This window comes from Micromonospora sp. NPDC002717 (assembly GCF_040295705.1).
Classification (GTDB): domain Bacteria; phylum Actinomycetota; class Actinomycetes; order Mycobacteriales; family Micromonosporaceae; genus Micromonospora.
In genome coordinates this window covers 279,775-291,088 of record NZ_JBEOVW010000001.1, presented here as the reverse complement: position 1 = coordinate 291,088, position 11,314 = coordinate 279,775, and the positions used below count along the sequence as shown (strand labels likewise).

Annotated in this window: 7 protein-coding genes; 3 read left to right on the top strand and 4 right to left on the bottom strand. The window is 72.8% G+C overall.

Translation table 11 applies throughout. The annotated features are described in order from the left end of the window. Together ABT006_RS01445 and acs are read right to left on the bottom strand one after the other, a co-directional pair. Entirely contained in the window at positions 1 to 2,793 is a 2,793-nt protein-coding gene (locus ABT006_RS01445) for an immune inhibitor A domain-containing protein (protein WP_350701833.1), read from the bottom strand. Positions 2,794 to 3,062: 269 nt separating this feature from the next. Then, complete coding sequence (gene acs / locus ABT006_RS01440; protein ID WP_350701831.1) at positions 3,063 to 5,027, bottom strand: acetate--CoA ligase; 1,965 nt, start codon at positions 5,025 to 5,027, stop codon at positions 3,063 to 3,065. Positions 5,028 to 5,290: 263 nt separating this feature from the next. Here acs and ABT006_RS01435 point away from each other — a divergent pair, with 263 nt between their 5' ends. Then, positions 5,291 to 6,037, top strand: coding sequence for a Fic family protein (locus tag ABT006_RS01435; RefSeq protein WP_350701829.1), 747 nt, complete (start codon positions 5,291 to 5,293; stop codon positions 6,035 to 6,037). 73 nt (positions 6,038 to 6,110) lie between these two features. Here ABT006_RS01435 and ABT006_RS01430 read toward each other — a convergent pair whose 3' ends face one another. Together ABT006_RS01430 and ABT006_RS01425 are read right to left on the bottom strand one after the other, a co-directional pair. Continuing rightward, positions 6,111 to 6,926, bottom strand: coding sequence for an HAD family hydrolase (locus ABT006_RS01430; RefSeq protein ID WP_350701827.1), 816 nt, complete (start codon positions 6,924 to 6,926; stop codon positions 6,111 to 6,113). 462 nt (positions 6,927 to 7,388) lie between these two features. Then, the gene (locus tag ABT006_RS01425) at positions 7,389 to 7,883 is read right to left on the bottom strand and encodes a hypothetical protein (RefSeq protein ID WP_350701825.1); all 495 of its coding nucleotides are present in this window, start codon (positions 7,881 to 7,883) and stop codon (positions 7,389 to 7,391) included. A 649-nt stretch (positions 7,884 to 8,532) separates the two neighbouring features. Between ABT006_RS01425 and ssd the strand changes: the two genes are divergently transcribed. Together ssd and ABT006_RS01415 are read left to right on the top strand one after the other, a co-directional pair. Then, positions 8,533 to 9,636 (top strand): septum site-determining protein Ssd, encoded by a 1,104-nt coding sequence (gene ssd / locus ABT006_RS01420; protein WP_350701823.1) that lies wholly within the window; start codon positions 8,533 to 8,535, stop codon positions 9,634 to 9,636. Beyond that, positions 9,633 to 10,844: a TadA family conjugal transfer-associated ATPase gene (locus tag ABT006_RS01415; protein WP_350701821.1), complete on the top strand. Its 1,212-nt coding sequence runs from the start codon at positions 9,633 to 9,635 to the stop codon at positions 10,842 to 10,844. Before ssd ends, ABT006_RS01415 begins: the two co-directional genes overlap by 4 nt. The last annotated feature ends 470 nt before the right edge of the window (positions 10,845 to 11,314 follow it).

The window sequence follows — 11,314 nt, the reverse complement described above, 5'->3', positions numbered from 1 at the left end:
TCAGTTCGTCGCCGGGGTGACGTACACCGTGGCGTACGAGTTGTCCTTCGCGGTGCGCTTGATGGTGATGGTGACGCCGTAGGCCACGCCCTGGTCACCGGGGTTGCCGGTGCCCAGCACGATGGCGCCGCCGCCCAGCGTGACCCCGTAGTAGGCCGGCGCCGGCGTACCGTCCGGGTTGGTGACCCGGGTCGTGTACGGCGCGTTGCCCTTCGACGGGATGACGACCGAGGCGTCGCTGTCCCGGGCGTACGCCGAGCCGTCGCGGATCTCGATGCCCGGGTACCAGCCCTTGGCGTCCGTGAAGGCCGGCACCGCCGGCTGCGCGGGGAAGTTTGTGCAGTACTCGCTGTACGGCTCGTCCTCCGCCTCCAGGCACTCCCGGAAGGGGTACGTGGGGTTGAGCGAGAAGGCCGCGTTGGCGGACTGCGGCCGGCTGGGCAGGTTGTCCAGCACCGACGGGTCCTTGACGGCCGCCTCGCCGGTGCGGCGGAACGGGTCGAAGTGCGAGTCGACGATCAGCAGACCACCCTTGGCGCCGTAGCTCGGCAGCGAGGTCAGCTGTCCGGTGACGTGGTTGACGTCGCCGAGCGCGGTGTCCCGGTACCAGACCAGCATGCCCGGGGCGTTGTAGGAGACCTTGTCGACCTTCCACGCCTCGTGCGAGTACACCGTGTCGTAGGTGTACTTCAGGCCGTTGTCGAAGCCGTCGAAGTTGCGCCACTCCGCCAGGTAGTAGTGCGCCTGGGTCGAGGTGCCGCTGTCGATGCGCCAGCCCGGGCCGGTGGTGTCGACGAAGGTGCCGCCGGTCGCGGTCCAGCCGTTGGTGCCGCTCTCGACGTCGTCGCTCCAGGTGGTGGCGCCGCCGCCGGTCACCGAGAAGTCGTCGGCGAACCAGCCGCGCTCCACGAACGCCTCGTCGGTGGCGTAGCGGAGCCGGACCTGCACGGTCTGCCCGGCGAACGCCGACAGGTCGACGTAGTCGTGCCGCCAGCCGTTGGTGCTGCCGGTGAGGCCGTACTTCTTGTTGCCGAAGTCCACCATCCGGCCGTTCGGGTCGGCGTAGCCGTCGTTGGTGGTGACGAGCTTGCCGGTCGAGTCGTAGACCTTCTGCTCGGCCCAGGTGGCGCCGCCGTCGGTCGAGACCTCGAGGAAGCCGTAGTCCCAGTCGGCCTCGATGACGAAGTTGTTCCACATCCAGAACTTCGCGTCGGCCGCCGCCGGCACGGCCACCTGGCGGGCGATCTTGACGTCCGCCCAGTCCTGGTCGGCGCCGGTGTACCACATCTTCTCGCCGCTGTGCGGCGTGGCCAGGGTGATCACCTTGTTCGGCAGGTTGATCTTGATGCCGTCCTTGGTGCCGACCGGGGTCCGCGAGGTCTGACCCAGCTGCACGGAGCGCGGGTCGGCGCCGGGCGCGAGGGTCAGCGGGTCGGCCCAGCCGAGCACCCACTTGTCCCACAGGCCCATGTGCGTCGGCAGCGCCTGGAAGATCTCACCCGAGTGCGAGCCCGAGGCCATCAGGTCCCAGAAGTCGACGTCCGAGTCGGCGTTGCCCGAGGTGTCGTAGAGGTCCGGCAGGCCCAGGTCGTGGCCGAACTCATGGGCGAAGACGCCGACGCCGGCGTCCTCCGGCTGCACGATGTAGTTCGACACCTGGAGGTTGGTGCCGGGGATGGTGTAGCCGCCGGCGATCGACGACGAGTGCGCCCAGACGGCGTAGATGCCCTCGGCGCCGCCGCCGCGGGACTTGCCCTGGCCGGCGTGCACCAGCACGAGGTGGTCGATCACGCCGTCCGGCTCGAAGACGTTGCCGTCACCGTCGCGGTCGCCCTGGTCCTCGATGTCGTAGTCGGCCCACGGGAAGTTCGGGTCCATCTGCGCGAGGGTGGCGATCGCGTCGGTGGCCAGCCGGCCCGCGCCCTGCGGGTTGTCCGGGTGGCCGTTCATCGCCTGCTCGCGGCCGGCGACCCAGTTGCCGTTCTCGTCCTGGAAGCAGCGGGAGGCCGCGTACCAGCCCTCGGAGTGCGGCACCTTGATCCACGGGCTGGCCTGCCCGTCGACCGTGTACGCGCCCTTGGACATCTCCAGGTACATGTTGTGCATGGTCCGGCCGGCCAGGCTGATGCCCGGCTTGCCGTCCGGCCCGGTCAGGTCCGGGCGGACCCGCTCGGTGATGCCCTCCTTGGTGTAGAGCATCTTGTCGTAGTGCGCGGGCGAGAAGTCCGGCACCCACATCGAGTTGTTGTCCTCGCGCGACAGGGACGCCGGGTTGGGGATGTTGTTGTGCAGGGGTCCGTTCTGGACGGTGCCGGGGACACAGCTCCGGTCCTCGAAGACCGTCTTGGGAACCATGACGTCGGTGAAGTCGTCGTTGGCCTGGTCGTTGAACTCGACCAGCAGGGTGAGCAGCTTCGCCGTCTGGGTGCCGTTGGCCTGCTTGATCTGCCGCGGGCTCTTGCCCGTCTTGATCGCCTCGGCCTCGGTCCTGGCGAGTTCCCGCGCCGTGACCGGGTTGCCGCGGGCGAACTTGCGGTCGTAGGCCCGCGCCGCCTCGACCGCCGGGGCGTAGACACCACCCTTGCCCTTGACCTCGCGGCCGGTGCTGTCCGGCTGGACGGCCGGCTCGGCGTAGTTGATGTAGTACTCGTCCGCCCCGATGACGGCTCGGGCGGGGCCGGACTGTGCCGCCGCCGAGCTGCCAGTCACGGTCAGTGACGTGGCCGCCAGGGCGATGGCGGGCAGCGCGACGAGTAGGCGTCGACGCGACCCGGGTTGCGGATTTCTGTTCATGCCGCTCCATTTCTCGGGCATGGGGAGGGAGGAAGCCGGCCGGCCTCCCATCGATGTGACGTCCATCGAACCGACTCGGCCTGCGTGAACCTAAATCAGAAATCAGGCGAAGGACAGGGGTCCGCGCCCGCCTGTGTCCGTTCAGCTTCTCCCGGTTCCCCCGACCGACTGATGTGACAGGGCGCATCCGGTCCGTCGTTTACCCGTAAGAAATGACGATGGGTGACGGTCCGCGCGGGACCGCCACCCATCGGGTCGTACGCCTGCCGTCAGTCCTCGTCGGACTTCCCGCCGCCCATGCCGGACGAGATCAGGTCCATCACGGACGAGTCCTGGAGCGTGGTGACGTCGCCGAGCGACCGGTTCTCGGCCACGTCCCGCAGCAGGCGGCGCATGATCTTGCCGGAGCGGGTCTTCGGCAACTCCGGCACCAGCATGATCTGCCGCGGCTTGGCGATCGGGCCGAGGGTCTTCGCCACATGGTTGCGCAGGTCGGCGATGAGCTTCTCGCCCGCCTCGCCGGAGGTGTCCGTGGCGCCGCGCGGGATGGCGAACGCGACGATGGCCTGCCCGGTGGTCGGGTCGGTCGCGCCGACCACCGCCGCCTCGGCCACCGACGGGTGCGAGACGAGCGCCGACTCGACCTCGGTGGTGGAGATGTTGTGCCCGGACACCAGCATCACGTCGTCGACCCGGCCGAGCAGCCAGATGTGCCCGTCGTCGTCCCGCTTCGCGCCGTCCCCGGCGAAGTACATGCCCTCGAACCGCGACCAGTACGTCTCGATGAACCGGTTGTCGTCGCCCCAGATGGTGCGCAGCATCGACGGCCACGGCTCGCGCAGCACCAGGTAGCCACCGCCGCCGTTCGGCACCGACTGGCCCTGGTCGTCCACCACGTCGGCGCTGATCCCCGGCAGCGGCGTCATCGCGGAGCCGGGCTTGGCCTCCGTCACGCCCGGCAGCGGCGAGATCATGACGGACCCGGTCTCGGTCTGCCACCAGGTGTCCACGATGGGCAGCTCACCGCGGCCGACGTGCTGCCTGTACCACATCCACGCCTCGGGGTTGATCGGCTCGCCCACGCTGCCGAGCAGCCGCAGCGAGGAGAGGTCGTAGCCGGCCGGGATGTCCTCGCCCCACTTCATCATCGTGCGGATCAGCGTCGGGGCGGTGTAGAGGATGCTGACCTTGTACTTGTCGACGATCTCCCAGAACCGGCCCTTGTGCGGGGTGTCCGGGGTGCCCTCGTACATCACCTGGGTGGCGCCGTTGGAGAGCGGACCGTAGACGATGTAGGAGTGCCCGGTGACCCAGCCGATGTCGGCGGTGCACCAGTAGACGTCCGTCTCCGGCTTCAGGTCGAAGACCGCGTGGGTCGTGTACGCCGTCTGGGTGAGGTAGCCGCCAGTGGTGTGCAGGATGCCCTTCGGGCGGGCCGTGGTGCCGCTGGTGTAGAGGATGAACAGCGGGTGCTCGGCGTCGAACGGCTGCGCGGCGTGCTCGGCCGGGGCGGTCTCCACCGTCTCGTGCCACCAGTGGTCCTTGGTCGACCAGGCGACCTCCTCGCCGGTGCGCCGCACGACCAGCACGTGCTCGATCGACGGGCAGTTGGCCACCGCCTCGTCCACGGTCGGCTTCAGCGCGGACGGCTTGCCCCGGCGGAAGCCGCCGTCGGCGGTGATCACCACCTTGGCGCTGGCGTCCTGGATCCGGTTGGTCAGCGCGTCGGCGGAGAAGCCGCCGAAGACCACGCTGTGCGTCGCGCCGATGCGGGCGCAGGCCAGCATCGCGACCGCCGCCTCCGGGATCATCGGCAGGTAGATGGCCACCCGGTCGCCCGCGGTGACGCCCAGGTCGGTCAGCGCGTTCGCCGCCTGGCAGGTCAGCTTGTGCAGGTCGGCGTACGTGATGGTGCGGGTGTCGCCCGGCTCGCCCTCCCAGTGGATGGCGACCCTGTCGCCCAGGCCGGCCTCGACGTGCCGGTCCAGGCAGTTGTACGCCACGTTGAGCTGCCCGCCGACGAACCACTTCGCGAACGGCGGCTTCGACCAGTCGAGCACCTGGTCCCACTGCCGCGCCCACGCCAGCCGCCCGGCCTGCCGCTCCCAGAACGCCAGCCGGTCGGCGTCGGCCTCCGCGTACGCGTCTGCGGTGACGTTGGCGTTCGCGGCGAGTTCTGCCGGCGGCGGGAACTGGCGTGTCTCGTTCAACAGATTGGCCAATGCCTCGCTCATGCCGTGCTCCCTCGTCGTTCGGGGTGACCTGCGTCTCCCGCACGAGGTTAGTCGGGACCCCCCGTCGTCCGGCTGCCGGTCCGGCCAACTCGCGCCGAGCGGCCCCCGCCGCGCGCCGGACGGCCACCCGGATGCCAAAAGGGGCACCCTGTCGGCGCCTTCCGTCGAGGAAAGGCCCCTGCCACCACAAGCGAGGGGGTGGCGGCGGTCGCTCCCCGACGGCTCGTCGGCGGGTCGCGTCGCGCAGTCGATAGCGTGACGGGGTGACCGCTGACCCGCTCGCCCCGCTGCTCGCGCTCGCCGACATCGCTCCCGCCGTCGAGCGGGCCCGCGAGCGCTTCGACCAGGCGCTCGGGCACCGCGCGCTGCGCCGGCACGGCGGCCAGGTCGCGGCCGAGGTCAGCCTCCGGTCCGCGGTCGCCAGCGCCGCCCTCGAGGGGTACGCCCACGAGCGCGAGGCCGTCCGCGCCGGAACCGTGACCGAGCCGGTGGTTCAGGGCGCGCTGCGGGTCGCCGGGGCGCTGCCCGGGCTGAGCGAGCTCTGGCCGAAGGCGCCCCGGCAGGCGCTGGCCAAGCTGCACGTGCTCGCCGCGCGGGACGTGGTGACCGAGGCCGAGCTGGGCCGGCCCGTGGCCGACCCGGTGGTCGCCGCGCGGCTGGACGGGCTGGCCGGGCTCGTCGCCGGCGGCACGAAGGTCTCCCCGCTGGTGCTGGCCGCCGTCGTGCACGGCGAGCTGCTGAACCTGCGCCCCTTCGCCGGGCCGTCCGGGGTGGTGGCCCGCGGCGCCGCCCGGCTGGTGCTGCTGTCCAGCGGGCTCGACCCGCGCGGCCTGCTCGCCGTCGACGTCGGCCACCGCGAGCGCGAGCCCGAGTACGTCGGCTCGGCCGGTGCCTTCGCCACCGGCACCCCGGACGGTCTGCGGTCCTGGCTGCGGCACTACATGTCGGCCGTGGAGGTCGGCGCCGACCAGCTCACCACGATCGGCGACGAGATCCTCGCCGCCGCCTGACCCGCCCCGCCCGGCCTGGATCGCCTCGACGCCTCGGGTCGCTTCGGTCCGGGGCGCATGGGCCCGGATCCGGTCAGGCGGGAGCGGGGGTGGCGCGGGTACGGCGGTGACGGCCGTACCAGGCGATGCCGATGGCCACGCCGACGCCCACGCCCAGCGCCGCCGCGGCGACCGGGACGGCCGGGCGTTCCCGCAGCCGCCGGCCCAGCGGAATCGGGTGCCGGAACTCCAGCACCGGCCAGGAGTTCTCGACCGCGAGCCTGCGCAGCTGCCGGTCCGGGTTGACCACCGAGGGGTGGCCGACGCACTCCAGCAGCGGCCGGTCGCTGTACGAGTCGGAGTAGGCGTACGAGTCGGCCAGGTCGTACCCGCGGCGGGTGGCCAGCTCGCTGACCGCCTCGACCTTGCTCGGGCCGGCCGCGTAGAACTCCACCTCGCCGCTGTAGCGGCCGTCCACCACGCCCATCCGGGTGGCGATCACGTCGGTGACCCCCAGCAGCGCGCCGATCGGCCGGACCATCTCCTCGCCGGAGGCGGAGACCAGCACGACGTCCCGGCCGGCAGCCTGGTGCTCCTCGATCAGGGCGGCGGCCTCGGCGTACACGTAGGGATTGATCAGCTCGTGCAGCGTCTCCGCGACGATCTGGCGGACCTGCTCCACCTGCCAGCCCTTGCAGAGCGTGGCGAGGTAGTCCCGGGTCTTGGCCATGGTCTGCTCGTCGGTGCCGCCCAGCCGGAACATCAGCTGCGCGTACGCCGACTTGACCACGTCACGCCGGGTGATCAGGCCGTCCCGGTAGAACGGCCGACCGAACGCCAGGGCGCTCGACTTGGCGATGACGGTCTTGTCCAGATCGAAGAAAGCGGCACTTCGGCCCACGGCGCGCAAGTCTAGCCGGATGGTCTATGGTCGTCGGGTGCCCGGGGTCCGATGACCCCTCGGACTTGCGGGCAGACCACATCGCCCTCGCTCATCGTGACGTCCGTCACACTCTGCGGAGTTTAATTTGCAGGGAGTGGAGGTGACACCACTCGACGTATACAGGTCCGCTCAGGCAGACTGGTCGGCACGACGAGCGTTCACATCTCGCACAACAGACAGGCCCTCGGCGGTTGCACCCCCCGTGACCGCTGAGTGGGTTCGGCTCGACCCCCCCGGAGCCGAACCTCCCGACGACCCCCGTCTCCCCCCGACGGGGGTCGTCCCTTTGCGCAGCGAGCGGCGTGGCATCCAGGATTCGAGCCGCACAGTCGTCCGGGGTGTGCGTATAACGATTGAGCGTCGTAGACGCCTGCTCGTGGCCCACGCCCCGCTGCACCGTCGGTGACCAGCCAGGTGGCGTTGGCGTGCTCAGGAATGGGCGAGGATGGCCGGGGGACCGGTGCGGCGCTGGTAGGAGCGGGTGCAGAGGGCAAGTGAGAGGCCAAGGCCGGCGAAGGCGAGTCCGCCCACGTAGCCGACCCAAGGGGACCAGCCTTCGGCGTCGCCGACTGTGAAGCCGACGGCCGCGGCGATCATGGTGGCGAGGCCGTAGGGGGTGAGGGCCACGGCGCCTGCCCCGCCCAGGACGAGCAGTGTCCAGCGTGGCAGCCGCTCGCCCCAGGGCCGGGTCAGCGCGGTCAGCAGCAGCACCCCGCCGAGCGCGCCCAGCACGGTGAAGTCGATCCCATGCTGCTCCAGCCACACCAGCGCCTCGGGCGCACCGTTGGCGCGCAGCGAGTCGGCGAGGTCCCCTGCCGGCCGGCCAGCGTTCCCGCCGAACGCCCAGTAGGTCTTCATCAGGATGTAGGGGGTCAGCGCAGCAGTTCCGAACCAAACGGCCTTCGGGGACTTCATCGAGCTCATGCGTTGATTCCAGCGCAGCCCCGGGTCCGAAACCTCCCGCCCGGGAACCAACCGGCTCCCCCGCAAGGGGGATCAACAACGGCCGTGCGGACTTACGTGGGGCGGTGCAGTGGCGTTGTCAACCCCGAACCCCGAACCGCCAACCACGGCCGGCTGTCGCTCGACCTTCGGGGCGCCGCGGCGGGGGCGCCGCCGCACCTCGCTGCTGTCGGCGCCCGCTCAGCCCCAGATCCGCGGCGTGCCGCAGCGGGGGCTGTCGGGTCGTGGCGTTCAACCGGTTGAAGAGGTTGGTGGTGGCGATCCAGAGAACCGGAAACGGGGCGCGTCGTCGACCGCCTGCACGGCGGTGACCAGCCCTGGCAGGGCGTCGTGCAGCGGGGCGGGTCGATTCGGGTGGTCTGCGTCGGCCCGCCTCCGCGTCCGGCCGAGAAGCTCCACGCGGTCGTCGGTCACGGTGGCGGATCGTGCGGCGGCGGACGACAGGGGCCGTGCCGGGGGGCGACGGACATAGCAGATCGACTCGCGCGGTGGGCGCTGTCCACAGGCGCCGAAGTTGTCCACAGGCTGGCGCCGTGGGGCGGCGTCCGGTGGCGGATCGCGGGCAGGGTCACGGGTCAGCAACCCCGGAGCCCGACCGCTGGAGGCCGCGATGCCAACCCGTACCTCCGTCCCGCCGCACCGGCGACTGCCGCTGCTTGTCACCTCGGACGGCGACCTGCTCGACGACCTCCTCCGGCTCGCCGCAGCGGGCGGCGTCGAGGTGGAGCTCGCCGCCGACCCGGCGGCGGCCCGGACCCGCTGGCTGCCCGCCCCGCTCGTGCTGGTCGGCGCCGACCAGGCCCAGCCGTGCCTGCGGGCGCGGCTGCCGCAGCGACCACGGATGGTGCTGGTCGGCCGGTCCGGGGAGCCCGATCCCGGCTTCCAGGTCGCCGAGCTGATCGGCGCCGAGCACGTGGCCGTCCTGCCGGCCGCCGAGCCGTGGCTGGTGGACCGGTTCGCCGAGTGCGGGCCGGAGGGCGCCGATCGGGGCGTAGCCCGGATCACCGCCGTGCTGGGCGGGCGTGGCGGCGCCGGGGCGAGCATCCTGGCCGGCGGGCTCGCGGTCACGGCCGCCCGTGCCCGGCTGCGCACCCTGCTCGTCGACGCCGATCCGCTCGGCGGTGGGCTCGATCTGGTGCTGGGTTGGGAGCAGTTGGAGGGGCTGCGCTGGCCGGCACTGACTGACGCCGACGGCCGGGTGGACGCGCCGGCGTTGGTGCGGGCCCTGCCGAGCCGGGGCGACCTGGTGGTGCTCTCCTGGGACCGGGGCGACCTGCTCGCCCTGCCCGCCCAGGCGATGGCGGCCACGGTCGACGCCGCCCGGCGGGGCCGGGACTTCGTGGTGGTGGACCTGCCCCGGCAACTGGACGACGCGGCCGTCACCGCACTCCAGGCGGCCGACCAGGTGTTCGTCGTCGTACCGGCCGAACTGCGGGCCACCGCCGCGGCCGCCCGGGTGGTGGCGGCCGCCGCACCGCACTGCGCGGCGATGTCGGTGATCGTGCGCGGTCCGGCACCGGGCCGGCTCGGTGCCGCCGAGGTGGCCCGCGCGCTCGGGCTGCCGCTCGCCGGCACGCTGCGGCCGGAGCCGGCGTTGGCTCGTGGGCTGGAGCGGGGCGAGGCACCGGCCGCCCACGGCCGGGGGCCGCTGGCGGCCCTCTGCCAGCGCATCGTCGCCGACCTGACCGGCACGCCCACGGCGGATGCGGCATGACCGGACCGTCCGAGGGCGACACCCTCGCCTCCCGGGTGCGGCAGCGGATCGCGGCCGCGGCGACCCCGGTCACCCCCGCCGCGATCGTGTCCGCCGTACGCGCGGAACCCACCGCTGCCGTGCTGGGCGACACCGCCCTGCTGCGGATGGCCGACCGCGTGCACGACGACCTGGTGGGTGCCGGTCCCCTCGCGCCGCTGCTGGCCGACCCGGAGGTCACCGACGTGCTGGTCAACGGCGTCCGGGTCTGGGTGGACCGGGGGCAGGGCCTGCACCAGGTCGCGGTGCCGATCGGCACGGTCGACGACGTACGCCGGCTCGCCCAGCGCCTCACCGCCAGCGCCGGCCGGCGACTCGACGACGGCTCGCCGTACGCGGACGCCCGGCTCCCCGACGGCACCCGGCTGCACGCCGTGCTGCCGCCGGTGGCGACCGACGGTCCCTACCTGTCCCTGCGGACGTTCCGGCAGCGGCCGTTCACCCTCGACGAGCTGGTACGCCAGGGGACGGTGCCCCGGCCGATGGCGCCGGTGCTCTCCGCCGTGGTGGCGGCCCGGCTGGCGTACCTGGTGACCGGCGGCACCGGATCGGGCAAGACGACTTTGCTGAACACACTGCTCGGGCTGGTGCCGTCGACCGAGCGGATCGTGCTGGTGGAGGACGCGGCCGAGCTGCACCCGCGGCACCCGCACGTGGTCGGGTTGCAGGCCAGAACTGCCAACGTGGAGGGCTCCGGCGCGGTCGGGCTGACCGACCTGGTCCGGCAGGCACTGCGGATGCGGCCCGACCGGCTGGTCGTCGGCGAGTGCCGGGGCGGGGAGGTGGTCGACCTGCTCGCCGCCCTGAACACCGGTCACGACGGCGGTGCCGGCACCCTGCATGCCAACGCCCCCTCCGACGTGCCGGCCCGGCTGGAGGCGCTCGGGATGCTCGGTGGGCTGCCCCGCCCCGCGCTCCACGCCCAGGTGGCCGCCGCGCTCCAGGTGCTGCTCCAGGTGCGCCGGGGCGAACAGGGGCGGGTGCTGGAGTCGGTGTGCCTGCTCCTGCCCGAGGGCCCGGACCGCCTGGTCGCCGCGGTTCCCGCCTGGGTACGCGGGCGCGGCCTCGGTCCCGCCGCCCGCGCGCTCGGAGCGTTGCTGCGGGAGCGCGGCGTGCCGGTGCCGCCGATCCTCAGCGAGCCGTGGCCCGGATCGGCGGGCCCGAAGTGAGCGCCCCGTACGCGGTGGTGGCGCTGCTGTCGATCGCGTTGGCGGTCGTCGTGGCCAATCTGGTGGGCGGCCTTCGGAGCAGGCGGCGCGCCCTCGTGAGCGAGGCACGAGGGAACGCGTCGACCGGGGCGGACGATCCGCTCGTCCACTGGATCACCGAGCTGCGCCGGACGTCGGAGCCGGATCTCCGCTCCGTCCCGCCGGACCGTCCCACCGAGACGTTTCCCGGCCCGGCCGCTGTGGCGGTGCCGACCGGCCGGCAGCCGGGTGAGCTGTCCGAGGTGACCGCGCCGGCGCGCCTGCCGGCCGTCGCCCAGGCCGCCTCGGTCCGCCGGGTGCCTCCGAGCGGGCGCGGAGCGGGCGGCGCGGCGCAGTGGCCGCCGCGGGACGTCGCGGACCTGCCGTCCTGGCCGTGGCCCGCCGGTGGTCATCCCGGCCCGTCCCGACCGCCGGGACCCGCCCGACCACCC

Excerpts from the sequence above, each read along its gene's own strand:
- ABT006_RS01445 (WP_350701833.1), bottom strand. The coding sequence starts at position 2,793 with ATGAACAGAAATCCGCAACCCGGGTCGCGTCGACGCCTACTCGTCGCG.
- acs (WP_350701831.1), bottom strand. The coding sequence starts at position 5,027 with ATGAGCGAGGCATTGGCCAATCTGTTGAACGAGACACGCCAGTTCCCG.
- ABT006_RS01425 (WP_350701825.1), bottom strand. The coding sequence starts at position 7,883 with ATGAGCTCGATGAAGTCCCCGAAGGCCGTTTGGTTCGGAACTGCTGCG.
- ssd (WP_350701823.1), top strand. The coding sequence starts at position 8,533 with ATGCCAACCCGTACCTCCGTCCCGCCGCACCGGCGACTGCCGCTGCTT.
- ABT006_RS01415 (WP_350701821.1), top strand. The coding sequence starts at position 9,633 with ATGACCGGACCGTCCGAGGGCGACACCCTCGCCTCCCGGGTGCGGCAG.